Origin of the sequence: Pseudomonas sp. PWP3-1b2 (assembly GCF_049896045.1) — a bacterium.
Lineage (GTDB): Bacteria > Pseudomonadota > Gammaproteobacteria > Pseudomonadales > Pseudomonadaceae > Aquipseudomonas > Aquipseudomonas antarctica_B.
In genome coordinates, this window is sequence record NZ_JAFCTN010000004.1 from 82,368 (window position 1) to 106,621 (window position 24,254).

General features: G+C 61.0%; 26 protein-coding genes. 13 read left to right on the forward strand and 13 right to left on the reverse strand.

Annotation, left to right across the window (positions count from 1 at the left end; genetic code table 11):
- The first annotated feature begins 33 nt into the window (after positions 1 to 33).
- The gene (locus ACP7A2_RS03945) at positions 34 to 1,359 is read left to right on the forward strand and encodes a PLP-dependent aminotransferase family protein (RefSeq protein ID WP_426133170.1); all 1,326 of its coding nucleotides are present in this window, start codon (positions 34 to 36) and stop codon (positions 1,357 to 1,359) included.
- A gap of 11 nt (positions 1,360 to 1,370) precedes the next feature.
- On the opposite strand, the gene ACP7A2_RS03950 is transcribed toward ACP7A2_RS03945, so the two are convergent.
- Complete coding sequence (locus tag ACP7A2_RS03950) at positions 1,371 to 1,802, reverse strand: nuclear transport factor 2 family protein (protein ID WP_348057665.1); 432 nt, start codon at positions 1,800 to 1,802, stop codon at positions 1,371 to 1,373.
- 258 nt (positions 1,803 to 2,060) lie between these two features.
- Between ACP7A2_RS03950 and ACP7A2_RS03955 the strand changes: the two genes are divergently transcribed.
- The 3 genes from ACP7A2_RS03955 to ACP7A2_RS03965 are packed head-to-tail and all read left to right on the forward strand — an operon-like array spanning position 2,061 to position 3,491.
- On the forward strand, positions 2,061 to 2,279 hold the full coding sequence (locus ACP7A2_RS03955) for a DUF6434 domain-containing protein (RefSeq protein WP_426133171.1): 219 nt from the start codon (positions 2,061 to 2,063) through the stop codon (positions 2,277 to 2,279).
- Positions 2,276 to 2,746 carry a RidA family protein gene (locus ACP7A2_RS03960; protein WP_426133172.1) on the forward strand — a complete coding sequence of 157 codons (471 nt, stop codon included), beginning with the start codon at positions 2,276 to 2,278 and terminating at the stop codon, positions 2,744 to 2,746. The genes ACP7A2_RS03955 and ACP7A2_RS03960 overlap by 4 nt, the downstream gene beginning before the upstream one ends.
- A 7-nt stretch (positions 2,747 to 2,753) precedes the next feature.
- A complete protein-coding gene (locus tag ACP7A2_RS03965; RefSeq protein WP_426133173.1) occupies positions 2,754 to 3,491 on the forward strand; it encodes a CPBP family intramembrane glutamic endopeptidase in 738 nt (245 codons plus the stop codon).
- A 648-nt stretch (positions 3,492 to 4,139) separates the two neighbouring features.
- Here ACP7A2_RS03965 and ACP7A2_RS03970 read toward each other — a convergent pair.
- Both ACP7A2_RS03970 and ACP7A2_RS03975 read right to left on the reverse strand, forming a co-directional pair.
- Entirely contained in the window at positions 4,140 to 5,849 is a 1,710-nt protein-coding gene (locus ACP7A2_RS03970; protein ID WP_426133295.1) for an amidase, read from the reverse strand.
- Positions 5,850 to 5,904: 55 nt separating this feature from the next.
- Complete coding sequence (locus ACP7A2_RS03975) at positions 5,905 to 6,693, reverse strand: helix-turn-helix domain-containing protein (RefSeq protein ID WP_426133174.1); 789 nt, start codon at positions 6,691 to 6,693, stop codon at positions 5,905 to 5,907.
- An 83-nt stretch (positions 6,694 to 6,776) separates the two neighbouring features.
- Here ACP7A2_RS03975 and ACP7A2_RS03980 point away from each other — a divergent pair, with 83 nt between their 5' ends.
- Complete coding sequence (locus ACP7A2_RS03980) at positions 6,777 to 7,082, forward strand: DUF2834 domain-containing protein (protein WP_426133175.1); 306 nt, start codon at positions 6,777 to 6,779, stop codon at positions 7,080 to 7,082.
- Positions 7,083 to 7,203: 121 nt separating this feature from the next.
- Here ACP7A2_RS03980 and ACP7A2_RS03985 read toward each other — a convergent pair whose 3' ends face one another.
- On the reverse strand, positions 7,204 to 8,415 hold the full coding sequence (locus tag ACP7A2_RS03985) for an MFS transporter (RefSeq protein ID WP_348057671.1): 1,212 nt from the start codon (positions 8,413 to 8,415) through the stop codon (positions 7,204 to 7,206).
- Between the two features lie 145 nt (positions 8,416 to 8,560).
- Here ACP7A2_RS03985 and ACP7A2_RS03990 point away from each other — a divergent pair, with 145 nt between their 5' ends.
- Entirely contained in the window at positions 8,561 to 9,334 is a 774-nt protein-coding gene (locus ACP7A2_RS03990; protein ID WP_348057673.1) for a helix-turn-helix transcriptional regulator, read from the forward strand.
- Here ACP7A2_RS03990 and ACP7A2_RS03995 read toward each other — a convergent pair.
- Positions 9,327 to 10,514 carry an MFS transporter gene (locus tag ACP7A2_RS03995; protein WP_426133176.1) on the reverse strand — a complete coding sequence of 396 codons (1,188 nt, stop codon included), beginning with the start codon at positions 10,512 to 10,514 and terminating at the stop codon, positions 9,327 to 9,329. The two genes, ACP7A2_RS03990 and ACP7A2_RS03995, sit on opposite strands and share 8 nt — an antisense overlap.
- A gap of 59 nt (positions 10,515 to 10,573) precedes the next feature.
- Positions 10,574 to 11,596 (reverse strand): alpha/beta hydrolase, encoded by a 1,023-nt coding sequence (locus ACP7A2_RS04000; protein WP_426133177.1) that lies wholly within the window; start codon positions 11,594 to 11,596, stop codon positions 10,574 to 10,576.
- 166 nt (positions 11,597 to 11,762) lie between these two features.
- Here ACP7A2_RS04000 and ACP7A2_RS04005 point away from each other — a divergent pair, with 166 nt between their 5' ends.
- Complete coding sequence (locus tag ACP7A2_RS04005) at positions 11,763 to 12,683, forward strand: AraC family transcriptional regulator N-terminal domain-containing protein (RefSeq protein ID WP_426133178.1); 921 nt, start codon at positions 11,763 to 11,765, stop codon at positions 12,681 to 12,683.
- Here the strand turns inward: ACP7A2_RS04005 and ACP7A2_RS04010 are convergent.
- The gene (locus ACP7A2_RS04010; protein ID WP_426133179.1) at positions 12,661 to 13,164 is read right to left on the reverse strand and encodes a GAF domain-containing protein; all 504 of its coding nucleotides are present in this window, start codon (positions 13,162 to 13,164) and stop codon (positions 12,661 to 12,663) included. The two genes, ACP7A2_RS04005 and ACP7A2_RS04010, sit on opposite strands and share 23 nt — an antisense overlap.
- A gap of 52 nt (positions 13,165 to 13,216) precedes the next feature.
- Positions 13,217 to 14,719, reverse strand: a complete 1,503-nt coding sequence (gene proP / locus ACP7A2_RS04015; protein ID WP_426133180.1) for a glycine betaine/L-proline transporter ProP — start codon at positions 14,717 to 14,719, stop codon at positions 13,217 to 13,219.
- A 152-nt stretch (positions 14,720 to 14,871) separates the two neighbouring features.
- On the opposite strand from proP, the gene ACP7A2_RS04020 reads away from it, so the two are divergent.
- Entirely contained in the window at positions 14,872 to 15,402 is a 531-nt protein-coding gene (locus ACP7A2_RS04020) for a GNAT family N-acetyltransferase (protein WP_426133181.1), read from the forward strand.
- Between the two features lie 143 nt (positions 15,403 to 15,545).
- Entirely contained in the window at positions 15,546 to 16,949 is a 1,404-nt protein-coding gene (locus tag ACP7A2_RS04025) for an MFS transporter (protein WP_348057683.1), read from the forward strand.
- 45 nt (positions 16,950 to 16,994) lie between these two features.
- On the opposite strand, the gene ACP7A2_RS04030 is transcribed toward ACP7A2_RS04025, so the two are convergent.
- The 3 genes from ACP7A2_RS04030 to ACP7A2_RS04040 all read right to left on the reverse strand — a co-directional run bounded on the left by ACP7A2_RS04030 (position 16,995) and on the right by ACP7A2_RS04040 (position 19,101).
- Positions 16,995 to 18,287: a PQQ-dependent sugar dehydrogenase gene (locus ACP7A2_RS04030; RefSeq protein WP_426133182.1), complete on the reverse strand. Its 1,293-nt coding sequence runs from the start codon at positions 18,285 to 18,287 to the stop codon at positions 16,995 to 16,997.
- Positions 18,284 to 18,697: a DUF2231 domain-containing protein gene (locus ACP7A2_RS04035; RefSeq protein WP_426133183.1), complete on the reverse strand. Its 414-nt coding sequence runs from the start codon at positions 18,695 to 18,697 to the stop codon at positions 18,284 to 18,286. Before ACP7A2_RS04035 ends, ACP7A2_RS04030 begins: the two co-directional genes overlap by 4 nt.
- 89 nt (positions 18,698 to 18,786) lie before the next feature.
- Positions 18,787 to 19,101 (reverse strand): hypothetical protein, encoded by a 315-nt coding sequence (locus ACP7A2_RS04040; RefSeq protein ID WP_426133184.1) that lies wholly within the window; start codon positions 19,099 to 19,101, stop codon positions 18,787 to 18,789.
- A gap of 262 nt (positions 19,102 to 19,363) precedes the next feature.
- Between ACP7A2_RS04040 and ACP7A2_RS04045 the strand changes: the two genes are divergently transcribed.
- Together ACP7A2_RS04045 and ACP7A2_RS04050 are read left to right on the forward strand one after the other, a co-directional pair.
- A complete protein-coding gene (locus ACP7A2_RS04045; protein ID WP_426133185.1) occupies positions 19,364 to 19,843 on the forward strand; it encodes an AAA family ATPase in 480 nt (159 codons plus the stop codon).
- Complete coding sequence (locus ACP7A2_RS04050; RefSeq protein ID WP_426133186.1) at positions 19,840 to 20,616, forward strand: nucleotidyltransferase domain-containing protein; 777 nt, start codon at positions 19,840 to 19,842, stop codon at positions 20,614 to 20,616. The genes ACP7A2_RS04045 and ACP7A2_RS04050 overlap by 4 nt, the downstream gene beginning before the upstream one ends.
- Positions 20,617 to 20,803: 187 nt before the next feature.
- On the opposite strand, the gene ACP7A2_RS04055 is transcribed toward ACP7A2_RS04050, so the two are convergent.
- Positions 20,804 to 21,271 carry a MarR family winged helix-turn-helix transcriptional regulator gene (locus ACP7A2_RS04055; protein ID WP_426133187.1) on the reverse strand — a complete coding sequence of 156 codons (468 nt, stop codon included), beginning with the start codon at positions 21,269 to 21,271 and terminating at the stop codon, positions 20,804 to 20,806.
- Positions 21,272 to 21,335: 64 nt separating this feature from the next.
- Between ACP7A2_RS04055 and ACP7A2_RS04060 the strand changes: the two genes are divergently transcribed.
- On the forward strand, positions 21,336 to 22,844 hold the full coding sequence (locus ACP7A2_RS04060; RefSeq protein WP_426133188.1) for an FAD-dependent oxidoreductase: 1,509 nt from the start codon (positions 21,336 to 21,338) through the stop codon (positions 22,842 to 22,844).
- On the opposite strand, the gene ACP7A2_RS04065 is transcribed toward ACP7A2_RS04060, so the two are convergent.
- Positions 22,831 to 23,394, reverse strand: a complete 564-nt coding sequence (locus ACP7A2_RS04065) for a TetR/AcrR family transcriptional regulator (RefSeq protein ID WP_426133189.1) — start codon at positions 23,392 to 23,394, stop codon at positions 22,831 to 22,833. The two genes, ACP7A2_RS04060 and ACP7A2_RS04065, sit on opposite strands and share 14 nt — an antisense overlap.
- Before the next feature lie 142 nt (positions 23,395 to 23,536).
- On the opposite strand from ACP7A2_RS04065, the gene ACP7A2_RS04070 reads away from it, so the two are divergent.
- Entirely contained in the window at positions 23,537 to 24,247 is a 711-nt protein-coding gene (locus tag ACP7A2_RS04070) for a glutathione S-transferase (RefSeq protein ID WP_426133190.1), read from the forward strand.
- Positions 24,248 to 24,254 lie beyond the last annotated feature (7 nt).

Here is a 24,254-nt window from a genome sequence, read left to right on the forward strand (position 1 = left end):
GACAATCAAAAAATTGTCATGGATACATCGCCCATGCCTCGCGCTCGTTACAAAACCCTGGTCGACTCGTTTGCTCAAGCTATCCGCTCGGGGCAGATGCCGCCCGGTACGCGCCTGCCGACGCACCGCCAATTGGCCGCCGACCACGGCCTGGCGCTGGTGACTGCCAGCCGCGTGTACACCGAGCTTGAGGCCATGGGCCTGGTCAGTGGCGAAACCGGCCGTGGCACGTTCGTGCGTGAAATCGCGTTGCCGCCGGGGCAGGGCAGTGGGCAGATGCGCCTGGCCACGGGCATGCTTGACCTCAATTTCAATTACCCCTCGCTGCCCGGCCAGGCTGACTTGCTGCGCACAGCGTTGCGCCAATTGGCGCTGTCCGGCGACCTTGAAGCCCTGCTGCGTTACCAGCCTCATGCCGGCCGCTTGCACGAGCGTGCGGCCGTGGCGCGGCACCTGTTGAGTCGCGGGCTGATGGTGGATGGCGAACAGGTGCTGGTGGTCAGTGGCGCCCAACACGGTTTGGCGGTGACGATGATGGCGCTGCTCAAACCCGGTGATGTGATCGCCGTGGATGCCCTGACGTATTCAGGTTTCAAGGTGCTGGCTGAAACCCTGCACCTGGAAATCGTCGCCATCCCGGTCACGCCCGGCGGCCCCGACCTGGAATTTCTGCGCAGCCTGTGCCGCAAGCGCCCGGTGCGCGCGGTGTACAGCATTCCCACCTTGCATAACCCGCTCGGCTGGGTGATGAGCCTGCCGCAACGTGAGGCGTTGGTTTCAATCGCCCGCCAGCACAACCTGATGATTATTGAAGACGCGGCCTACGCGTTTCTCGCCGCCGATGCGCCACCGCCGCTCGCCACCCTGGCGCCGGAATGCACGGTGTACGTCGGTGGGCTGTCCAAAAGCGTTGCCACGGGCTTGCGGGTCGGGTTTATCGCGGCGCCGGCGGCGTGGGTGAAACGGTTGGAACGCACGATCATGGCCACCACCTGGAACGTGCCCGGCGTGATGAGTGCCATCGCCGTGGCCTGGATCGAGGACGGTACTGTCGCGCAGTTGGAGGCGCAGAAACGCGCGGATGCCCAGGCGCGGCAGGCGCTGGCGGCACAGGTATTGAACGGGGTGGATTACATCAGTCATCCATCATCGTACTTTCTGTGGCTGCCCTTGGCGGAAGACGCTCGGGCGGATCAGATTGCGATGGCGTTGCAGCGGCAGAACATTTCGGTGTCCACCGCCGAGCCCTTTGCGGTCTCGGCGTACGTGCCCCATGCGTTGCGCCTGGCGCTAGGCTCGGTCGAAATGCCGGCTTTGCGCGAGGCGCTGGTGAAGGTGCGCGGGGTGGTGGCGTGGTGAGTCGGGCGTAATCAGTATTTGTAAGCCTGACGGCCGATCAGGATCCATTTGCCTTTTTGCTTCTGCCATACCTGGAAGTTGTCGATGTCGGTAGGCGTGTCGACGCCGCTGTTCACCGCCAGCGCGTGAAAATGGTTACGCACCAGGGCGGTATCGCCGTCCAGGGTGATGGTCTGGTTTTGCATTTCGAGGGTTTTAAAAGCGCTGGTGTGGGTTTCCAGGTCAGCGATGAATTGCGCTTTGTTCTGTACTTTGCCGCTGGAGTGGCCGTAGGTGAGTTTCTCGGACGTCAGCGCATGCAACTGCTTGAGGTCCAGGTGCAGCATGGCTTGGGTCAGTTGGTCGACCGCCTGGGCCACCTCTTTCTCGGCGGGGGCCGGCGCAGCGGCGACGTAGCCGGTGAACAGGCACAGAAAACCGATCAGCACTTTGACGTTTTGCATGGGTGTTTCCTTATTCTTGTTGGGGGCGTAGACGACCACTTGAGTCGTCGTACAACCATGCAATATTTCCAATGGGGAAGGAAAGTGAAATTTCGAAATATCTTGAAAAGGTTGGCCTTAAAGGTGTTCTAAGCGGCGGCTTTTCTTGTACGACGTCTCAACACATCTATTTTTTGCTGCCGGGCCTCTCCTTGGCTTCCTGCACCCCTGGCTCATCGCTATGCTATCGCCAAAATAACAAACCGCCGGAGGGACAAAATGGAATTTGACTGGCACAGCGCACCCATCACGCGCGCCACCCCGGTGACTCCCCACTACAAAAACACCCAAAACGTGCGCCGTTTCATGCTTGAACACTGCGGTCCCCGGTTTAAGTTCGACCGGCCTTTTATGGCCTGGATTCGCAACGGCGTGCCGAAGACCCTGGGTGATGTCGTGGATGAGTGGCAACGTCGACATTCGGAACCAACACCATGACCCGCGATGAAAAATACCAGGCTGTGCAGCAGCGCATCGGCTATCAATTGGACGAATTCAAGATCGGCGGCAACTACACGCCGCTGGTTCGCGACGGCAACCATGTGTACGTCAGCGGCCAGATCCCGCGTGTGGGCGACACCATTGTGTTGCCGGGCAAAGTGGGCGACAGCCTGACCCTGGCACAGGCGCAAATCGCCGCCGGTATCAGCGCATTGCGCTGCCTGGGGCTGCTCAAGCAGGCGCTGGGTTCACTCGATCAGGTCAAGGCTATCCCGCGCATCACCGTGTATGTGCGCAGTGCTGAAGATTTTGATCAGCAGAGTGAAGTGGCGAATGGCGCGTCGGACCTGTTGCATGAAATTCTGGGCGACGCCGGGGCGCATACGCGCACGTCGGTGGGGGTGATGCAGTTGCCGAAATCGGCGGCGGTGGAGATCGACATGATCGCCGTCTCCCACGGCTGAGTGGCCCATGATTACCCAAGGTATGGCGGAGTTGACCGACTACGGCGTCACGTTGGCGCCGGGCCTGTTGCTGTTTGGCCTGTGGTTTGCACTCACGCCCAGGTCGATGACAGCGCTGCGCATTATGATTTTGCTGGCGGCGTTTGTGTTAATGCGCGACGTGATGACGCCGCTGGGTATGTGGGCGCTCAGCCGCGAAGTGCAGGTCGCGTTCAGCGCCAACGCCTTTGTATTGGCGATGTTGGGCGGGCTTTCAGTGGTGCTGATCATGCTGCTCTCACGGCTCGCGCCGGAGCTGTGGCGGCTGATGCGCTGGACGGTCGGCAACCCGGCCGTTGGCATCCTCGTGGGGCTGGCGGTGGGGTGTTTGATCGGCGTGCCATTGCGGGTTTACCAGGGCATCGAGGGGGCGGCGATTCATGGTTACTGGGTCTGGCTGCCGGGCATGGTGGTGTTGGCCTATGGCGCCAATGCGCTGGAAGAGGTGTTGTTTCGCGGGTTTTTGCAGGGTTACCTGGAGCAGCAAATTACCCCCTTGCGGGCGGCGTTGATCAGCGGTGTGGCGTTTGCGGCGTGCCACACGTTCCTGGCACTGAGCGTGACGCAACTGGGCTGGCCGGTGCTGCTGTTTACCCTGGTTGAAGGGTTGGCGTGTGCACTGGTGCGCATGCGCTACGGCGTGCTGGCGGCAATGCTTGCCCACGGCACAGCCATATTGCTGATTGCCGTGCCCCTCATCACCTGATTTTAAATACAGGCGGCTGTGGGAGCTGGCTTGCCTGCGATGGTGGAGGGTCAGCCAGCAACAATGTCACTGATGGACCGCTATCGCAGGCAAGCCAGCTCCCACATTTTGCCCGCGTTCAGTCTGCTGTCCCTGACTTGGAATACGATCGAAGGTGGGAGCAGGCTTGCCTGCGATGGCGCAGGGTCAGCCAGTAACAATGTCACTGATGGACCGCTATCGCAGGCAAGCCAGCTCCCACATTTTGCCCGCGTTCGGTCTGCTGTCCCTGACTTGGAATACGATCAAAGGTGGGAGCTGGCTTGCCTGCGATGGCGCCGGGTCAGCCAGTAACAATGTCACTGATGGACCGCTATCGCAGGCAAGCCAGCTCCCACATTTTGCCCGCGTTCGGTCTGCTGTCCCTGACTTGGAATACGATCAACGGTGGGAGCTAGCTTGCCTGCGATGGCGCAGGGTCAGCCAGTAACAATGTCACTGATGGACCGCTATCGCAGGCAAGCCAGCTCCCACATTTTGCCCGCATTCGGCCTGCTGTCCCTGACTTGGAATACAATCGAAGGTGGGAGCTGGCTTGCCTGCGATGGCGCAGGGTCAGCCAGCATCAATATCACTGATGGACAGCTCCCACATTTTTCTCCAGTTTATTCAGCCCGCTGACAGCGGCGGTGTGCGCGGAGGAATCTGGCGTTTGTTGCCGGTGGCTTCGAATGCCGATGCAAACCGCAGCAGCGCCGAATCGTCATAAGCACGCCCGGCAAATGTCAGCCCCACCGGCATGCCGATGTCGGCCATCACGCCCATCGGTACGGTGACTGTCGGCACGCCGAGGTGGCGTATGGCGAGGTTGCCGTTGGCGACCCAGACGCCGTTGCTCCAGGCGATATCAGCCGAGGCTTCGTTGACATCCGCATCCGCCGGGCCCACATCGGCCACGGTTGGAAACAGCACGGCATCCAGCCCCAGCGTATCCATCCAGTCTTCCAGGTCCAGGCGGCGGGTGTGTTCAAGGTCGCGCAGGCCGTCGGGAAGGGTGCTGATCTCGTTCCACGGCGTAATGCCACGCTCGGCCATGCGCACGTATTCGTCCATGCCGGCGGCCAGGTCGTCTTCGCGGTTGGGCAGGGTGCCGGGGTCGTGGGGGAAAATGTTCGGCCCGTCTACATCCGCCAGGCGGTTCAGCGTCGGGTCACCGTTGGCGCGCAGGAAGTCATCGAACGCCCAGGCCGACAGTTCCCACAATTCATCGTGCAGAAACGCTTTGGAGACCAAGCCACGGGTGAACACCGTCGGCGCGCCGGGGCGGTCGCCTTCGCAGTTGGAGACCAGCGGGAAATCCACCTCGATGACCTCAGCGCCGGCGGCTTCAAGTGCCTGGCGTGCGGCTTGCCACAGGTCGATCACCGTGGCGCGGGTGTGGATCTTTTGCCCGGTCGGGCCGCCAATGCCGGGCTTTTCGCTGGTGCCCGCAGCCGGGTCAGCATTGATGTACATGCGCGGCACGCCGAAGCGTTTGCCGGCGAGGGCTTCGCTGTTGACGGCCAGCTCAGCATACGACGCCGGGCGCACCGAGGCCACGCTCGGGATCGGCACCCAGGGTTGCAGGCGCCACAGGTCGCCACGGGTGTCGGGGTCTTCAGCGACCACCACGTCGAGCACTTCCAACAGGTCGGCCATGGTGCGCGCGTACGGCACGACCACGTCCATGGTCGGCGTCAACGGCCAGTTGCCGCGCACCGAGATCACCCCACGCGACGGCGTGTAGGCACACAAGCCATTGTTGGACGCCGGGCCGCGCCCGCTGGACCAGGTTTCTTCCGCCAGGCCGAACGCGGCGAAGCTGGCCGCTGTTGCGGTGCCGGCGCCGTTGGACGAGCCCGAGGCGAACGGTGCCGTCAGGAAGTCTGCGTTGTAGGGGCTTTCTGCACGGCCATACACACCGCGCTGCATTCCGCCGTTGGCCATCGGCGGCATATTGGTCTTGCCCAGGCAGATGGCGCCGCCGGCGCGCAGGCGCTCGATGGTGAAGGCGTCGCGATGGGCGGTGAGCTTGGCGAAGGCCGGGCTGCCGGATGCAGCGGTCAGGCCCTTCACCAGGTAGCTGTCTTTGGCAGTGTAGGGAATGCCATCCAGTGGGCCCAGGGTTTCGCCCCTGGCGCGGCGCGCATCGGACGCCTCGGCTTCCTTGAGAGCTTCGGGGTTGCGCACCACCACGGCGTTGAGCGCGGTGGCGGTCTGCGGGCCATCGTAGGCATCGATCCGCGCGAGGTACGCCTGGACCAGTTCAACGGCCGTGGTCTGGCCACTTTCAAGCGCAGCGCGCAATTGGGCAATGGAGACTTCGGTAACTTGCATCAGGTTTTTTTCGCCGCCTTCAAGTGGGAGGTATGGCGGCAGTCTACGTACAGATATTTCACAAAACCAGCGCGGCATGGTCCGCATAAGCGGCGCGCATGATTTGCCACGTGGCCTCGTCTGCGGGAATCAGATGTTCGATGCGCAGGGAGCTGAGCGTGATGTCCTGAGGCATGCCGAAGGTGGTGAAGGTGGACAGAAAGTTCAGCTCGCCCCGAGTGGAGTGGAGACGGGTGAGTACCAGCGGCGGCATGTCTTCTGGCAATTCGTTGTTGGCGGGCACCGGCAAACTCGCCAGCAATGTCGCCAATTGCGGATTGGTCAGCGCCTCGCGGCTGGCGCGTTGCCAGGCCAATGTGCGGATTTCTTCGGCGTTTATCAGGTGGTCGCCCAGGCCGCCTGTTTGCAGAAGAGTGGTCAGCAGGTTAAGCCCGTCCGCCGCACCCGGCTTGATCCCGACCAGTTCAAATAACACACCGGTGCTGGTATTGGCGGCCAGCACTTCCCACTGGCTGCCCAGCAGGATCGCGGGCGCGGGGTTATTGGCGTGCAACACATGGCTGACGGCTTCGCGTATCGCCGCCATGGCCGGTGACGCGAGCGGGGTTGCTGAGTAACGCGGAGCAAAGCCTGCCGCAAGAAATACACGGTTGCACTGCTCCAGGGGTGCTTCCAGTGCCGTCAGCAAATTGTGCAAGGTGCCCCGGCCTGGCTTGGCGCGGCCGGTTTCGATGCAACTGAGGTGACGCTGGGAGACGCCGGTGATCAGCGCCAGGTCGAGTTGGCTCAGCTTTGCGTGTCGGCGCAGTTGGCGCAGGTAGTCGCCGGCGGTAACGGGGGTGTCCATGGTGTGTTCATGACCTCCGAGGTCATTGCGAGGGGCTGAACCCTATCACTAATGTGGGGCTCGTTCACTTCAGGGGGCAGACCATGCAAAGACCCTATATGGCCTTGACCGCTTTGGTCGGGTTTTCGATGTACACGCTGGCAACGATGCTGACCGCCGAGCAGTCGCTGCTGGCGTTTGGGCGGGAATTGATGTCGCGGCCGGACACGGCGCAGGTGGTGATTGACCTGTACCTGATGGCGGTGCTGGCGTGTGTGTGGATGTATCGGGATGCGCGGGCGCGGGGGCGGTCTGTGGGTTCGGTGTTGCCTTATTTGTTGCTGACGGCGGTGTTTGTGTCAGTTGGGCCGTTGCTTTATATCGTGGTGAATGGGCTCAGGAAAGACTGATTTTTTGCCGGTCTTTCGGCACCGGTGTGCCTGATGAAACTCCAAATGTGGGAGCAAGCCCGCTTGCTCCCACCGTTTCGACCGATTACGGCTTCAACCTCGGTAAAGACGCGAGGCGTGCTTACACGCCCTTTGTCGACGGTAACAGCACCGTCAAAATGCCCACCAGCGGCAGGAACGAACATATCTTGTAGACGTACTCGATGCCGTGGCTGTCAGCGAGCAAGCCCAGCAACGCTGCACCAATCCCGCTGAAGCCGAACATCAAACCGAAGAAAACACCTGCAATCATGCCCACATTGCCCGGCACCAGTTCCTGGGCGAACACCACGATGGCCGAGAACGCCGAGGCCAGAACAAAGCCGATGATCACGCTGAGGACGGCAGTCCAGAAGAGGTCGACGTAGGGCAGGGCAAGGGTGAACGGCGCGGCGCCGAGGATGGAGAACCAGATGACTTTCTTGCGGCCGATCTTGTCGCCGATCGGGCCGCCGGCGAAGGTGCCCACCGCGACGGCGCCAAGAAACAGGAACAGGTACATCTGCGAGCTGGCGACCGACAGCTGGAATTTTTCAATCAGGTAAAAGGTGAAGTAGCTGGTCAGGCTGGTCATGTAGAAATACTTGGAAAACACCAGCATGGCCAACACCACCAGGGCGAAGGTCACGCGGCCTTTCGACAGGCCGTGAGTGGCTTTGCCGCCGCTCTTGAGCTTGAACAGGTTGAGGTGGTTGCGGTACCAGCGGCTCAGGCCATAAAGCACCAGAATGGCGAACACGGCGAACAGCCCGAACCAGGCAATGTGGCTTTGGCCGTAGGGAATGATGATCGCCGCCGCCAGCAACGGGCCGAAGGCGCTGCCGGTGTTGCCGCCGACCTGGAAGGTCGATTGCGCCAGGCCATAACGCCCGCCGGAGGCCAAACGCGCGACCCGTGAGGTTTCCGGGTGGAAGGTCGAGGAGCCAACACCTACCAGCGCTGCCGCGAGCAGAATCATCGGGAAGCTGCCGACAAACGCCAGCATCAAAATGCCAATCAAGGTGCTGATCATGCCCGCCGGCAACAGCCACGGCTTGGGATAGCGGTCGGTGTGGTAGCCGATCCACGGCTGCAGCAGGGAGGCGGTCAGCTGGAAGGTCAGGGTGATCAGCCCCACCTGGGTGAAGCTCAGCCCGTAGTTGGCCTTGAGCATCGGGTAAATCGAGGGCAGCACGGCCTGGATCAGGTCATTGATCATGTGCGCCAGGGCGCAGGCGCCCAAGACGCGCATGACCAAGGGGCTTATCTGGGGCGTAGTGGTTGCAGCGGCGGGTGACGCGGTCAGGGTCGACATGCAGGCATTCCATACAAGGCAGCAAACAAAGACAGACGGTACTTAAGCCGTCTGCCCATTTCAAAATATTTCGACGGTTATGCTAAATTCAGTGAAAATGCCTGTCTCGCGAAATTCGGGCGACAACTAGCGCAAAAAGGGCGAAATGGTTAAATCACTGGATACATTTCTGCGCGAGATCGATGAGGGCGACTGGGCCGTCATCAGTTCCGCCACCGATTACCCCGAGAACTGGGTGATCCCGGACCACAGCCACGAGAAGCACCAACTGCTGTATGCCATCGAGGGCGTGATGGTGGTGCACTCGGCGCAGAACCAGTGGACGGTGCCACCCAATCGCGGGTTCTGGATGCCCAGCGGGCAAGTCCATTCGTTGCGGTGCGTGGGCACGTTGAAGATGCGCAGCGTGTTTGTGCGCCCCGGCAGCTTCCCGAACCTGCCTACCGAGACCAAGGCGGTCAGCGTCTCGCCGCTGCTCAGTGAGCTGATCAAGGCCTCCGTCAGCCTGAAACCGCCATATGCCGAGGATTCCCGCGATGCGCGGATCATGCACCTGATCCTGGATGAACTGGCGATCCTGCCGGCGCTGCCACTGTCGCTTCCCCAGCCAGCCGACGTACGCATCAATACCATCTGCCTGGCCTGGCAGGCGGACCCGGGTGATGCTTCGACGGTGGCCGATTGGAGTGATCGACTGGCGTTGGACCAAAAAACCATCCAGCGATTGTTTCGCAAGGAAACCGGATTGACGTTCGGTCAGTGGCGCCAACAGGCACGGTTGCTGTTGGCGCTGGAACGCATCGCGGTAGGGGAGAAGATCATCGATGTAGCCATCGAACTGGGCTACGAAAGCCCGAGTGCCTTTACCAGCATGTTCAAGAAACAGTTTGGCAAGACACCGAGTCAGTTTTTCAGGTAGGGCGCACAAACGCCGAGGCTGGCGATGGCTGGCGTGAGGCGCTATAGGCCAATAGCCCGGCAACGCCCAGACACGCCGCACTCAGTTCGAACGTGGCCTGAAAGCCGCGCAGGTCGAACACCAACCCTCCCACCGTGGCGCCGCAGGCAATTGCCAACTGGATAGTGGCGACCATCAGCCCGCCGCCGGCCTCCGCGTCGTCGGGCAGCACCCTCGACAGCCATGTCCACCAGCCCACGGGCGCGGCGGTGGCCACCAGGCCCCAGGCGCCGAGCAACAGTGTGGTCATCCACGGTGAGTCGCCGAATCCGACCAGCGCCAAGGCAATCAGCGCCATCAACAGCGGAATCGCAATCAAGGTTCGGTAGAGCTGGTTGTGCAGGCAGCGCTCAATCAGGCATGTCCCCGTAAAGCCGGCCACGCCCAGTACCAGCAGCATCAGCGACAACTCCGTCACGCTGACTCGAGTGACGTTTTCAAGAAACGGCCGCAGGTAGGTGAAGAGCATGAACTGGCCCATAAAAAACACGCTCACCGCCAACATGCCCAAAGCGACTGGCGCCTGCTTCATCAAGCGGAACACGCCGCCGGTTTTTGCACCGCTGCCCGGTTTAATCGAGGGCAGGCTGACCAGCAGCCATACCAGTGCGATCACGGCCACCGGTACCACGCAGAAGAACGCCCCGCGCCAGCCAATCAGCCCGCCGAGGAAACTGCCCAGCGGCGCAGCAACCACGGTTGCCAATGCATTGCCGCCATTGACGATGGCCAACGCGCGGGGCACTTGGGCCTGCGGTACCAGGCGCATCGCAGTGGCGGCCGACAGCGACCAAAAGCCGCCGATGGCCACGCCTATCAAGGCTCGGCCGAGCATGAAAATCAGGTAGTTCGGCGCCAGCGCCACCACCGTTCCAGACACGATCATCAGCAGCGTGAGCCCGACCAGCAGGTGCCTGCGCTCCATGCGCGCGGCGATGCGTGCAATCACCAGGCTGGTCAGCAACGCAAACAGCCCCGACACCGAAATGCCCTGGCCCGCCTGGCCCTCGGAAATATGCAAGTCGGCCGCCAGCGGGGTCAGCAAACTCACGGGCATGAATTCGGAGGCGACCAGTGCAAACGCTGCCAGCGACATGGCGAGCACGGCGCCCCAGTTCTGCTTGGGAGGATGAGTGGGCATGTGTTGAATCCTGTGTTGCGCCAAACCCGGGGCCTCACGCAGGCCCCGGGCCGAGACGGTTATTTCAAGTTGCTTTTGAAGAAAGCAGTGAGGGTGGCGAAGGGGATCAAGTTGACTCGGTCATACAGGTCCACATGCCCTGCGCCCGGGATGATCACCAACTCCTTGGGTTCGGCAGCGCGTCGGTAGGCTTCTTCACTGAACTCGCGCGAGTGCGCGTTGGCGCCTGCAATGAGCAACAGCGGGCGTGGCGAGATCGACTCAATGTCGTTGAACGGGTAGAAGTTCATGAACTTCACATTGCTGGTCAGCGTCGGCATGGTGGTGGTGTGTGCCGATGCGCCGGCAGGCGTGACTTCGCCGCGCGGGGTGCGATAGAAGTCAAAGAATTCATCGCCAATCGGGTTGCCGGTCAGTGTCAGCGGAGTGCCGCCGGTGTAAAGGATTTCACCGCCCTGAAATTCCACATAACGCTGATTGGCCGCTTGCACAAGGATCTGTTGGCGCTGCGCCTGGGTCACGCTGTGCTTGAGGCCATCACGGTTGGCCGCGCCCATGTCGTACATGCTCACCGTGGCAATGGCTTTGAGGCGTGGGTCGATTTTCGCCGCGCTGATCGCGAAGCTGCCACTGCCGCACACACCGATTACGCCGATGCGTTGGCGGTCCACAAACGGGCGGGTTCCGAGAAAGTCCACGGCGGCGCTGAAATCTTCAGTGTAGAGGTCCGGGGACACGGCGTTGCGCGGCGTGCCTGCGCTTTCACCCCAAAATGACAGGTCCAGGGACAGCGTAACGAAACCCTGTTCGGCCATTTTGGTGGCGTAGAGGTTGGCACTCTGCTCTTTGACGGCGCCCATGGGGTGGCCGACGATAATGGCGGCCTGTTTGGCGGCTTGATTCAGACCTTTGGGTATGAACAGGTTGCCGGCCACCTGCATGCCGTATTGATTGTTGAAGGTGACCTTTTCGACGGTCACCTGTTCGCTTGTGTAGAAGTTGTCGGCACCGTTGGACATATCGGCTCCCAGTGAAGAAAAAGAAGTGATCAGCAAACCCAGGGCGAGCATGAAGGCTTTCATTGAAGGTTCCTTGGCGGGGTGGGTCTGCACATTTTCCTCATCGCAAGCGCTGTTCTGTAGTGCGTTGCTCTGGATTACTTGCCTGATCCTCTGACTCTTGCTGCAGCCCGGGGGACGTGCGTGCGCGGGCAGGGTAAAGTTCGGGAAAGATTCGAAAGGGCTTGTTATGACGATCAACCAAACGCCTCTCGCCGCGCTGATTCAAGCTATCGGCTCACGTATCGCCACGCCCGGCGATTACCCCATGCCGATCCCCGGCCTGGGGTTTTATCGGCGTGACAAGCCGGCGACGCCGGTGGTGTGCATGGTGGAGCCGTGCATCGTTCTGGTCGCCCAGGGCGAGAAGCGAATGTGGGTCGGTGGTGAAGGCTACCCGTACGATGCGTCGCGCTTTCTGGTGACGTCGCTGGACATTCCCGCCAACTCCGAAGTGCTCCTCGCCAGTGCGCAGCAACCGTGCCTGGGGCTTACCTTCAAGCTGGACCTGCGCATCCTCGCCGAGCTGATCGCCCAAAGTGAGATGCCGCCCAAGCGCGAGCGAGAGGTGTTGAAAGGGGTGGGGATTGGCACGGTCACCGAGGGCATGCTCGCGTCATTCGCACGCTTGGTGGCGCTGCTGGATGAGCCTGAAGCCATCCCGATATTGGCACCGTTGATCCAGCGCGAAATTCACTATCGTCTGTTGCAGAGCGACCAATCCGGCCGATTGCGCCAGATCTGCTCCATCGATGGTCACGGCTATCGGATTGCCAAGGCGATTGACTGGCTGAAGCTCAATTACGCCACAGCGCTGCGTGTGGACGAACTGGCCGCGCGCGTGCAGATGAGCGCGGCCACCTTTCACCATCACTTTCGTCAGTTGACGGCGATGAGCCCACTGCAATATCAGAAATGGCTGCGCTTGAACGAGGCGCGAAGGCTGATGCTCAATGAGCATCAGGACGTATCAGGGGCGGCGTACACGGTCGGCTATGAGAGCCCATCCCAGTTCAGCCGCGAATATGGCCGGTTGTTTGGTGATTCGCCCAGGCGCGATATTGCGGCATTGCGAGGCAAGGCCGGTGTCAGCGCCCAGTCGATAGATTAGCGAAGAAAATACAGCCGACCAGCCGCGCGAACAGGCTCAGGGTTTCCGGCAGGTTGGGGTCATCAAACAACATGGCCTTTGAGTCCAGTGCACACAGGGCGCCGAACAAACGGCCATCCGGCAGGAAAATCGGCGCGCCTGCGTAGCTTTCAATCTCGAACCGCTTGACCACCGGGCGCGTAGCAAAACGGCCATCCTGGCTGATCTGCGGGATAAACAGTGCCTGGGGGTTGATACAGAATTCGCTGCACAGGGTGGTTTCCAGATCCAGCACATCCTCAGCGCTGATGCCCATGTTCATGGGGTCGTAGGCCGAGCACACCACCCATTCCAGGTCGGTGAACTTGGCAATACCGGCAAAACGCATGCCGGTCAAGCGGGTGACCAATTGCAGGATGCTGGTGGTCGCTTCGATTTCTGCGATGGCAGCGCGCTCATCGGCGCTGAGCAACGCGTTTGCTGCGATGACACTTGGAACCATGCTGTGACACTCCAATGACGTGGTGGCCTGGGCCAACACGCACCGTCAGGCTTTAATTAATTCGCGGATGTTGCTGCACCAGGTTCTGGCGCTTGGCTTCCAGTTCGGCAATCTCGGCGTCGATGTCTTCGATCTTCTGCTCGATATTGTCGTGGTGCTCCTGCAGCAATTCCTTCGCTTCTTCCATGTCCGAGGCGGCCGGTGCTGCGCCGCGCAGGGGCTTGTTGGCGGTTTCCTTCATGGTCAGGCCGGTGATCAGGCCGACCACGGCAAACACCATCAGATAATAGGCGGGCATGTACAAATCGCCAGTGCTTTCAACCATCCAGGCCACCGCCGTAGGGGTGAGGCCTGCGATCAACACCGAGACGTTGAACGCACTCGCCAGTGCACTGTAGCGCAGATGGGTGGGGAACATCGCGGGGAGCGTCGAGGCCATCACGCCGATAAAGAAGTTGAGGATCACCGCGAGAATCAGCAGGCCGGCGAAAATCAGGCCGATCTTGCCACTGGTGATCAGCATGAACGCCGGAATGGACAGGAACAGCAGGCCAACGCTGCCAGCAATGATGAATGGCTTGCGGCCGATCTTGTCGCTGATAAACCCAATGAACGGCTGCACAAACAGCATGCCGACCATGATTGCGATGATGATCAGTACACCGCTGTTTTCCTTGTAATGCAGGTTATGCGACAGGTAGCTGGGCATGTAGGTGAGCAGCATGTAATAGGTCACGTTGGTCGCTGCGACGATGCCGATGCAGGTCAACAAGCTGCGCCAGTGCTTGGTCGCAACTTCCTTGAACGAGACTTTGGGGCCGTGGGTCAGGCCTTCGCGGTCGCCTTGTTCGAGTTTGTCCATGTGCTGCTGAAACGCTGGCGTTTCTTCCAGAGCGTGGCGCAGGTACAGGCCGATGATGCCCAGGGGCAGGGCGAGGAAGAACGGCAGGCGCCAGCCCCAGGACTCGAAGTCCGCTTCGCCGAGTACGCTGGAAATCAGCACCACGACGCCCGCGCCGAGTACGAAACCGGCGATGGAACCGAAGTCGAGCCAGCTGCCGAGGAACCCGCGTTTGCGGTCTGGCGCGTATTCGGCCACGAAGATCGAGGCGCCGGTGTATTCACCGCCGACCGAGAAGCCCTGGGCCATTTTGCACAGCAGCAGCAAGATCGGCGCCCAGATGCCAATCGAGGCATAGGAGGGGATCAGGCCGATGGCGAAGGTACTCAGGGACATGATCACGATGGTGGCGGCTAGGACCTTCTGCCGCCCGTATTTGTCGCCCAATGAACCGAAGAACAGGCCGCCCAGTGGGCGAATCAGAAACGGCACCGAGAAGGTGCCCAGCGCTGCGATCATTTGCACGCTCGGGGAAGCGTCGGGGAAGAACACTTTGCCGAGTACATAGGCGACAAACCCGTAGACGCCGAAGTCGAACCATTCCATGGCGTTACCCAGTGCGGCGGCGGTAATCGCCTTGCGCACCTTGGCATCGTCGACGATGGTGATGTCTTTCAATCCGATCGGATTGACGCTTTTTTTACGTGATTTCATGCGGACCACTCTAAATCTGAACAGGGGAGGTGCCATCGCAGCGATGGCACCGCTCTGTCAGTTCAGATACAAGACGACACGAAATAATTCACCGCTAATTGCGTTTTTTTGCCAGCGAGATCAGCTTTAGCCATCCTCGAAGGAGTTAATCGATGCACGATGCCACTTCCCGTCTGATCTATCGCCAGCCAGTGCCCGGAGACGTGCATCGATTGTTCGCGATCTTCGGCGATCCGCAGACCAACCTGTTTAACCCCGGCGGGCCGATGGCAGGCCTCGCTGACGCGCAACGCCTGCTGGATCGCTGGCTCGAACAATGGGCGTCTCAAGGCTATGGCTGGTGGGCCATTGCGCTAAGGGCGCGGCCTGAACACATCATCGGTTTTGGCGGCGTGGCGCCACTCAACTATCTCACCGAGCGACGCATCAACCTCGGCTACCGGTTCGCCGTAGAAGCCTGGGGGCAGGGCTACGCCACTGAAGTCGGTCGTGATGCGCTGGTGCTGGCCTTTGAGACCCTCGGTTTGCCTGAGGTATTCGGGTTGGTGCGTCCAGATCACGCAGCTTCTATCCGCGTGCTGGAAAAGCTCGGCATGCAGCGCTTTGGCGAGCTGGATGATGTACCCGGCAAACCGCCGAGCCTGGTGTTCAGGCTTTGTCATCCTACAACTGTAGTTTCCTGATCATTTCCGAGGGCTAGCAGTACCTCAGTTAGCGGCAATCTTTGCGATTGACACCGGTTAGGTAGCTCGATATAAAAGCCACAGTTGTACGACGACATATGACGTTACATATGTCCTACCTAACAAAAATAAAAAGTGATGCCATGAATTTAAATGAGCCCATCAACGCCCATCGCGTCGGCCAGGCCGTCGGCAACTATCGCTGGACCATCTGCGCGATGTTGTTCTTTGCCACCACCGTCAATTACCTCGACCGCCAAGTGCTCAGCCTGCTGGCGCCGCAACTGTCGACGCAATTTGGCTGGAGCAACACCGACTACGCCAACATTGCTGCGGTGTTCCAGTTTGTCTATGCGATTTCCATGCTGTTCGCCGGGCGCTTTGTCGACAAGATCGGCACCAAGGCCGCCTACGTTGTGGCGATTGGTATCTGGTCCACGGGCGCCATCATGCATGCCTTCGCGGTACCGATGGGCGAGGGCATCGCGGCGGTAAGCGGTGCGATCGGCCTGGCGGTGATTCCGGTGTCGATTGCCGGTTTCATGCTGTCACGCGCTGTGCTGGCAATCGGCGAGGCGGGTAACTTCCCCATCGCGATCAAGGCGACTGCCGAATACTTCCCCAAGAAAGAACGCTCCCTGGCCACCGGTATTTTCAACTCCGGTGCCAACGTCGGCGCGATCCTGGCGCCGATTTGCGTGCCATTGATTGCCGGGATGTGGGGCTGGGAAGCCGCGTTTATGGTCATCGGCATGCTCGGTTTTGTCTGGGTGGCCGTGTGGTCGGCGCTGTACCAAACGCCCGATCAGCAAAAACGCTTGTCGGCTGAAGAACTGGCCTACATCCGCAGCGACCAGACCGTACAGCCATTCACGCCTGCGCCTGCCGGTACAGCCGTGAAGAAAGTGTCCTGGTTCAAGCTGCTGACCTACCGCCAGACCTGGGCGTTTGCCTTCGGCAAGTTCATGACCGACGGCGTGTGGTGGTTCTTCCTGTTCTGGCTGCCGACCTACCTGTCAGCGCAGTACGGCATGAAAGGCGCAGACATCGTGATGCCACTGGCCGTGCTGTACAGCATGACCATGGTTGGCAGCATCGGCGGCGGCTGGTTCCCCAGCTACTTTATGGCCCGTGGCGACGCACCGTATGACGGCCGTATGAAAGCCATGCTGGTGATCGCGTTGTTCCCGTTGGTGGTGTTGCTGGCGCAACCGTTTGGTTACATCAGCTTCTGGGTGCCGGTATTGCTGATCGGCGTGGGCGCCTCGGCGCATCAGGCGTGGTCGTGCAACATCTTCACCACCGTGTCCGACATGTTCCCGCAGAAAACCGTGGCGTCGGTGGTCGGTATCGGCGGCATGGCCGGCGGTTTGGGCGGAGTGGTAATGACCAAGATCGGCGGCTGGGTGTTCGACTACTACAAGTCCATCAATGACATTCACACCGGCTACATGATCATGTTTGCGATCTGCGCGCTGGCGTACCTGGTGGCATGGAGCGTGATGAAGGCACTGGTGCCGCGCCACAAGGAAATCACTGACTTGTAAGGGATGAGTTCCCGCGCTGCCGAGCAGCGCGGGAAGGTTGGACGCTTAGTGGTTACGTGTGACGCGCCAGACGGTGTTGGCCAAATCATCGGCAATGATCAGCGCACCTTTCGGATCCACAGTGACGCCCACCGGGCGCCCACGGGTCTTGCCGTCATCGCCACGGAAACCGGTGGCAAAATCGATCGGTTCACCCGAAGGTTTGCCGTTGCTGAACGGCACAAAGATCACCTTGTAGCCGACCGGGTTGTCGCGGTTCCAGCTGCCGTGTTCACCGACAAACACGCCGTCGGCAAATTTCTCACCCATCTCGGGAATGGAGAAGTCCACGCCCAATGCCGCCACGTGGGAGCCCAGGCTGTAATCGGGCTTGATGGCGGCGGCGACTTTTGCCGGGTTCTGCGGTTGGGCGCGCGGGTCGACGTTCTGGCCCCAGTAGCTGTAAGGCCAGCCGTAGAATGCGCCTTCGCGCACGGAGGTCAGGTAATCGGGAACGAGGTCGGGGCCCAGTTCGTCGCGTTCGTTAACCACTGTCCACAGTTGCCCGGAACCGGGTTGAATGGTCAGCGCTGTCGGGTTGCGCAGGCCGGTGGCGTAGGGTTTGTGCGCGCCGCTGGCTGCGTCTATCTGCCAGACCATCGCACGGTCGATTTCCACTTCCATGCCGCGTTCGGTGACGTTGCTGTTGGAGCCGATGCCCACATACAACTGTCGCCCATCGGCGCTGATGGCCAGAGATTTGGTCCAGTGGTGGTTGATCTGCGCGGGCAGGTCAGTGATCTTGCTCGGCGGGCCGCTGGCTTTGGTCTGGCCGTCGGCGTAGTCGAAGCTCACCAGCGCGTCCTGGTTGGCCACGTAGAGTTTGCCGTTCGCAAACGCCAGGCCGTAGGGCGCATTGAGGTTGTCGGCGAATACGGTTTTCAGCTCGTACGTGCCGTCACCGTCGGCATCGCGCAGCAGGGTCAGGCGGTTGCCGCTTTTGACCTTGGTGTTGCCTTCAGCCTTGATCAGGCTGGCGATCACATCCTTGGGCTTGAGCTTGGCCGCGCTGCCGCCGCGGCCTTCTGCCACCAGAATGTCGCCGTTGGGCAGTACCAGTGTCTGGCGCGGGATGGCCAGGTCGGTGGCGATGGCGGTCACGCTGTAACCTTCCGGAACCCTGGGCTTCTGGTCGCCCCAGGGAGCAGGTTCGGCAATTTTCATGCTCGGCAACAGGCTGCTTTGTTGCTCCGGCAGCTTGGGGTCCGGGCCGCGAGCCTGAGTCTTGTCACCTTCGCCACCGCAGGCGGTCAACAACAGTGCGGCGCTTAACAGGGTCAGAGTGTTGGACGTTTTCATTTGGCACCTCCCGAACGCAGGCCGGTCCAGGTGGCGGCGAGCGCCAGCACGGTGACGATCACCGAGAGCACCAAACCTGCTGGCATGGCAGCGTAAGCGTCCTTGGCATGCTGAAAAGCGTTGATCAGCCCGAGCACAAAGGTCGCCAACAGCAACAGCACATACAACGTGCGCTGCCCGGCTTTGCGTTCAGCGCGAAGCAAGTTGACCAGCGCAAACAAAAACGCAAAACCTGCGAACACCAGCGCGCCGGCGATCAGCCAGGAGGCGAAGTTAGCCCATTGAATCTGGAAGGTCTGGGTGTAGGCAATGTCACTGAGCAATGCACCGAGGAACAATGGCACGGTGCCGGCGAGCAGGGTCGCATGCAGCGGCCCGGGTGTGTGGCGGTAGACGAGAAGGGTGGACATGGGATGGCGGCTCCTTGTTGTACAACGCCCCTGGGGTCGGGGCAGCGCATAGGAGATGAGCCTTGGGCGTGTAAGAAAGTTCACCCAGGTTACGTGTCGAAATGTTTTTCGAACCAGCCCGCGTACGGCGTATTTTTAACCTGGCAGCGATTGAAATCCGGGCTGCCATCGCTCCACCATACGGGGCCGCGTTCGCCCAGCGCGACCTTGGCCTGTTGCACATCGCGCCTGGCGTCCTTCAAGGCGCTGGCATCGCCGCTGGCCTTGGCGGCTTTCACCGCCCGACGCGCGTCCATCAGCGCGTTTACCCACCTTTGGCGCTCAGCTTCTTCCAATGCAGGGTTGGTGCAGCGCCACAACTGGCCCTTGACGATGAAGTAGCGGCCGTCCGGCGTGTTAATCATGGTGCCGGCGTACCACACGCAACACGCCCCACATCATCGACATCATGATTGCCAGCCAACCGGCAAACAGGCTGAAGAGTGTCATTGCAAGGTTCATCGCAACCTCCATTACGTTGTCGTCCTTATAGGTGACCGCCGGCCAAAATCAGGATTCAACTTAATTTACAGATGGCATCTGTGGAGTGAACCCGAGGCGGGGGAGGTCGTTGCGCCCGCGCGCATCGGAGGTCATGCTCCTTCACCTGACAAAAGGAACCGCCCCATGCCCACCCTGCACCTGCTCTGCGGCAAGATCGCCTCCGGCAAATCCACCCTCGCCAACACCCTCGCAACCGAACACGCCGCCATTGTGCTCAGCGAAGACGCTTGGCTGGCGCAGCTGTATCCCGGCGAGATCCTGTCCATCGCTGACTACGTGCGCAGCGCCCAGCGGGTTCGCGGGGTCTTGGGGCCGCTGGTGATAGACCTGCTGCGGTCCGGCGTGAGCGTGGTGTTGGATGTTCCTGCCAACACACGGGCCAACCGCGAATGGCTACTGGGTTTGGCGCAGTCGGCCGAAGTGCCGCACCGCCTGCACTACCTTGAACTGGACGACGCCACGTGCCGTGCCCGGCTGCACGCGCGCAATGCGGGTGGTCAACATGACTTTGCCGCCACCGATGCCGAGTTCGATCTGATTACGCAGCACTTCTGTGTGCCGACTGAGGAGGAAGGCTTGGTGATTGAGGTGCATCACCCATGAATAACCAACACCCAGCAGGCGTCGACGCCGATGGCTACGTCCTCAGCATTGCCGATGGCCCGGTGCAACCTGAATTCCAGTCGCTGCTGGAGGATGTGTGCCAGAGCCTTTCCCAGCCTGCATTGGGGTTGGAAGGCATCTACCTCTACGGCAGCGTGGCGCGGGGTGATGCGAGCGCCGGTGGTTCAGACCTCGACCTCACACTGGTGCTGCGCGACCCACCGGATTCGCAGGTGCTCGAGTCGCTGGAACTGACCCGGCTGGCGCTGCAGAAACGGCACCCGGAAGTGACCAAAATCGATGTCGACATTGGCCACCGCGACGAAGTGCTGGCACCCGAACACGCGAACAAATGGGGCTTTTGGCTCAAGCATCATTGCCGATGTGTGTGGGGGGATGACCTCTCAGTGCAATTTGAGCGGTTTCGCCCATCGCGGGAAATCGCCCTGGCGCTCAATGGTGATTTCGCACACGTGCTGTCGGCGTACTGCTCGCGCATTGAACAGGCCGAGTCCGCAGAGCAACGGCTTACCCTGGAGCGCGAAGCCTCACGCAAGCTGATTCGCGCGACGCACACACTGCGCGCGCAAGACGCGTCGGGCTGGCCACACACCCTGGAAGAACACGTGGCGTTATTCGTCCAGCATTACCCGGCGATGCGCATCCAGATTGCGTTCTTTCTGTTTGAAGCCCGCAACCCCAGTGCCGAGGGCGAAGCGTTCGTGGCGCGCCTTAAGACCTTTGTGGCCTGGATGGTTTTACAACAGAAGTAGCGAGGGACGCGCGGATGGTCAGCGGGCTTGTCGTGGCGAGCGGGCTTGCCCCGCGTTGGGCTGCGTAGCAGCCCCTACCAGAATCCCCGCAATTCCCGGATTACGCAGCGTCTGGTTTTGGGGCTGCTTCGCAGCCCAACGCGGGGCAAGCCCGCTCTCCACCATAGGCCTTTCGACGCTGCGCTTTTCAGCGCAGGATCGAGTCGTCCTTGATCTCATCGGCAAACTTGCGCATCAAACGCACCAGGTTGTCGAAGTCGCCTTCGTCCCAAGTGGAGAAGATCGACACGCCCATGCGCTCGCGTGCCTCGTCAACCTTGTCGGTCATACCTTTACCTTTTTCGGTGATGACCGACTCGCGCACGCGACGGTCAACCGCGCTTTCCTGGCGCAAGATCAAACCGAGGGTCTCCAGTTTCGCCACTTGGCGGCTGACCGTGGTGTAGTCGCGGCCCACGCGGTCAGCCAGCTCCACCACACCAATCGGTCCCAGCCGTTCAACCAGCACCAGCAATGGGAACAGCGCGCGGTCCAGGGCAATTCCGGCCTCCCGCACCATCGCCTCATCGCGCTGGGGGCGGTTCATTACCCCGACAATCTCAACCAGCGACCCATGCAAGTCGCGCAGCTGAGCGCTTATATGTGCTTTTTGCACGCTTTTTCTTGACACTGTTTGCCTTCCTCTTAATATGTGCGTATTGCACATATAGGTGGTCCTGATGAACGCACGATACGCTGTCGATGTTCTGATTTGTGGTGCCGGTGCGGCCGGTTTGACCCTGGCGATCGACCTGGCCAGACGCGGCGTACGCTTTCGTCTGATCGAGAAAAATCACCAGCCTTTCCATGGTTCCCGTGGCAAAGGTATTCAGCCCCGATCCCAGGAAATTTTCGAAGACCTGGGCGTACTCGACCGCCTTTTTGCAATGGGTGGAGTCTATCCGACTGAGCGACGCTACCGCGACGATGGCAGTTACATTGACGCCGATTCCATCGAGCACACTGCCGCGACGTCGTCCGAGCCTTACACGCAGCCATTGATGGTGCCGCAATTTCTGACCGAGCAGGTGCTGCGCGAGCGTTTGCTGGAGCTGGGCCATCGGCCAGCCTTCGGGTGTGAACTGGTTGGGTTTGAGCCGGACGCTGACGGCGTCAGCGCGCATTTGATGACAGACAACGGCCCGCAAACCCTGCGGGCACGCTGGCTGGTGGGTGCGGATGGCGGCCGCAGCTTTGTGCGGCATGCGCTGGATATCGGCTTTCCCGGCAAAACCCTCGGCGTGCGCGCATTGGTGGCGGATGTGCAGTTGTCCGGCCTTTGCGCGGACTACTGGCACCGTTTCGGCGAAGGCGACAGTCAGCGCCAGATCATGATTTGCCCACTCGCGCGCACCGGGCTGTTCCAGATTCAGGCGCCGGTGCCCCTGGACGCCGACGTCGACCTCAGCGCCGGGGGGCTGGCCGCGATAGTGGCCCAGCGCACCGGTCGCAAAGACATCCAGGTGCATGGGGTGTCGTGGGCGTCAGCCTACAGTATGAACGCGCGGTTGGCCGACAGGTACCGCGTCGGGCCGGCGTTTCTGGTGGGCGACGCCGCGCATATTCATCCGCCGACCGGAGGCCAGGGGCTCAATACCAGCGTGCAGGACGCCTACAACCTCGGCTGGAAACTCGCGGCAGTGGCGGGCGGTGCGCCAGAGGCGTTGCTCGACAGCTACGAAGAGGAGCGGCGCCCAGTGGCGGCGTCGGTGCTCGGTTTGGCGAGCAAACTGCTGGATAACGCGAGTCGCGGCGACATGCGCCGGGGCAAAGAAGTGTTTCAGCTGGATATTGGCTACCCGAAATCGTCCATGACCCTGACGCAAACGGCGCGTGACGGCAGGGTGTGTGCCGGCGACCGAGCGCCCGATGCAAGGCTGCGCGGTGCTTGCGGGGCCTCCTTGCGGTTGTTCGACATGTTTCAGGGCTCGCATTGGACGCTGTTAAATTACGGCGCTACACCGGGCGCTGTGTCGCCTCGGCCTGGGTTGCAGATCCACCACGTCGGCCCGCAAGGCGACGTGATCGACGACTTGGGCCAGGTTCAACGCGCCTACGCCCTGGCTGCAGGTGACCTGGTGCTGGTTCGCCCGGATGGCTACATCGGCGCGATCGTCGCCTCCGACGAAATCCAACGGTTGGAGGGCTACCTTACGCAAGCAGGCCTCACAGCCGTCATGCCGGAATAAGCCCCGCGTCCTGATAGCTCTGGACCAGTTCGTCATACAGGCTCATGTCGGCACGCGTGCGAGCGACCAACTGCGCGCCGGCGATGGCGGTGTAGATGGCCCGGGCGCGGCGCTGGCAGAGCTCGGCACTGCCCCATTCCATCTCGGTGAGCAGCGCCGTCAGCCACGCGATGTTGATATCGGCAAACGCCAGCACCTCGCGTTTCACGGGGTCGGGCAGGTCCTGGTATTCGGCCGCCATGAAGCTGGCCAGGCACAACCGATTGTTGTTTTCCAGTGAGTGCCGAAAGATATCGGGATAGCGCCGCAGGCCGTGCAGCGGGTCCGGGTTTTCCTGACGGATTGCTTCAAGCGTTGCGGCGGCATCTTCCCAATAGCGCCTGGCGACGGCGGCGCCAAGGTCGGCCTTGCTGGGGAAGTGGTAATAGATACTCGCGTTCTTGATCCCCACGGCTTCGCCGATGCTGCGGAAATTAATTCCGCTGTAGCCCAAATGCTGACCTGCCGCTTTGGCAGCCTCCAGAATGGCTTCCCGGGCGTTTTCGCTCACGGCCTGATTCCTCGATTCATTGAGTCGCGTAGGCGGATTCTACCCCCATGAACGCTTACCTGCCAATTGGTAGGTAGTTGTTGACAAGCCCGAATAAAGCTTCCAATCTCTACCTACCACTTGACAGGTAGGCAGAAAAATCATGACTCACCAACAGCCACACTCCGACGTTTCCCAAGCGCCATTGTTTAAAATCTACGACTGGTACAACGGCCCTTATCCGGCTCGGGTGCGTATCGCGCTGGCCGAGAAAGGCCTGCTGGACCGCACGGAATTTGTGTCCATCAACTTGTGGGAAGGCAAGCACAAGCAGCCTGCTTTTCTGGCCCTGAACTACTCCGGCACGCTGCCCGTGTTACGGCTGCAAGACGGCACCCTGATTGCCGAGTGCACCGCGATCACGCACTACCTGGACACCCTGGACGGCCACCCGACGCTGACCGGCACAAGCCCGCTCGAGCACGGCCTGATCCATATGATGACCCGGCGCGCCGAGCTTGAATTGATGGACGCCGTCAGTGTGTATTTCCACCACGCAACGCCTGGCCTGGGGCCAGAGGTCGAGTTGTACCAGAACGCCGAATGGGGCCAGCGCATGGGCGACAAGGCGATTCGAGGCATGCGCTATTTCGATGGCCTGCTGAAAACCCGGCCGTTTGTCGCAGGTAATGCGTTCTCGATGGCCGATATTGCGCTGCTCGGCGGCCTGATTTTCGCCGCGCTGGTGAAATTGCCAGTGCCGGATGAATGCACAGCGCTACTGGAGTGGCAGGCGCGGATGAATGAGCGCGCCAGCGTTCAGGCATGGCGCGGGATGGTTGAAGAAGGCGACCAGCAACACCGGGCGAGCTGATAAACGC

What these genes read in the sequence shown, in the direction of transcription:
- ACP7A2_RS03945 (WP_426133170.1), top strand. Translation starts at nt 34, where the DNA reads ATGCCTCGCGCTCGTTACAAAACCCTGGTCGACTCGTTTGCTCAAGCT.
- ACP7A2_RS03950 (WP_348057665.1), bottom strand. Translation starts at nt 1,802, where the DNA reads ATGCAAAACGTCAAAGTGCTGATCGGTTTTCTGTGCCTGTTCACCGGC.
- ACP7A2_RS03955 (WP_426133171.1), top strand. Translation starts at nt 2,061, where the DNA reads ATGGAATTTGACTGGCACAGCGCACCCATCACGCGCGCCACCCCGGTG.
- ACP7A2_RS03960 (WP_426133172.1), top strand. Translation starts at nt 2,276, where the DNA reads ATGACCCGCGATGAAAAATACCAGGCTGTGCAGCAGCGCATCGGCTAT.
- ACP7A2_RS03965 (WP_426133173.1), top strand. Translation starts at nt 2,754, where the DNA reads ATGATTACCCAAGGTATGGCGGAGTTGACCGACTACGGCGTCACGTTG.
- ACP7A2_RS03975 (WP_426133174.1), bottom strand. Translation starts at nt 6,693, where the DNA reads ATGGACACCCCCGTTACCGCCGGCGACTACCTGCGCCAACTGCGCCGA.
- ACP7A2_RS03980 (WP_426133175.1), top strand. Translation starts at nt 6,777, where the DNA reads ATGCAAAGACCCTATATGGCCTTGACCGCTTTGGTCGGGTTTTCGATG.
- ACP7A2_RS03985 (WP_348057671.1), bottom strand. Translation starts at nt 8,415, where the DNA reads ATGTCGACCCTGACCGCGTCACCCGCCGCTGCAACCACTACGCCCCAG.
- ACP7A2_RS03990 (WP_348057673.1), top strand. Translation starts at nt 8,561, where the DNA reads ATGGTTAAATCACTGGATACATTTCTGCGCGAGATCGATGAGGGCGAC.
- ACP7A2_RS03995 (WP_426133176.1), bottom strand. Translation starts at nt 10,514, where the DNA reads ATGCCCACTCATCCTCCCAAGCAGAACTGGGGCGCCGTGCTCGCCATG.
- ACP7A2_RS04000 (WP_426133177.1), bottom strand. Translation starts at nt 11,596, where the DNA reads ATGAAAGCCTTCATGCTCGCCCTGGGTTTGCTGATCACTTCTTTTTCT.
- ACP7A2_RS04005 (WP_426133178.1), top strand. Translation starts at nt 11,763, where the DNA reads ATGACGATCAACCAAACGCCTCTCGCCGCGCTGATTCAAGCTATCGGC.
- ACP7A2_RS04010 (WP_426133179.1), bottom strand. Translation starts at nt 13,164, where the DNA reads ATGGTTCCAAGTGTCATCGCAGCAAACGCGTTGCTCAGCGCCGATGAG.
- proP (WP_426133180.1), bottom strand. Translation starts at nt 14,719, where the DNA reads ATGAAATCACGTAAAAAAAGCGTCAATCCGATCGGATTGAAAGACATC.
- ACP7A2_RS04020 (WP_426133181.1), top strand. Translation starts at nt 14,872, where the DNA reads ATGCACGATGCCACTTCCCGTCTGATCTATCGCCAGCCAGTGCCCGGA.
- ACP7A2_RS04025 (WP_348057683.1), top strand. Translation starts at nt 15,546, where the DNA reads ATGAATTTAAATGAGCCCATCAACGCCCATCGCGTCGGCCAGGCCGTC.
- ACP7A2_RS04030 (WP_426133182.1), bottom strand. Translation starts at nt 18,287, where the DNA reads ATGAAAACGTCCAACACTCTGACCCTGTTAAGCGCCGCACTGTTGTTG.
- ACP7A2_RS04035 (WP_426133183.1), bottom strand. Translation starts at nt 18,697, where the DNA reads ATGTCCACCCTTCTCGTCTACCGCCACACACCCGGGCCGCTGCATGCG.
- ACP7A2_RS04040 (WP_426133184.1), bottom strand. Translation starts at nt 19,101, where the DNA reads ATGATTAACACGCCGGACGGCCGCTACTTCATCGTCAAGGGCCAGTTG.
- ACP7A2_RS04045 (WP_426133185.1), top strand. Translation starts at nt 19,364, where the DNA reads ATGCCCACCCTGCACCTGCTCTGCGGCAAGATCGCCTCCGGCAAATCC.
- ACP7A2_RS04050 (WP_426133186.1), top strand. Translation starts at nt 19,840, where the DNA reads ATGAATAACCAACACCCAGCAGGCGTCGACGCCGATGGCTACGTCCTC.
- ACP7A2_RS04060 (WP_426133188.1), top strand. Translation starts at nt 21,336, where the DNA reads ATGAACGCACGATACGCTGTCGATGTTCTGATTTGTGGTGCCGGTGCG.
- ACP7A2_RS04070 (WP_426133190.1), top strand. Translation starts at nt 23,537, where the DNA reads ATGACTCACCAACAGCCACACTCCGACGTTTCCCAAGCGCCATTGTTT.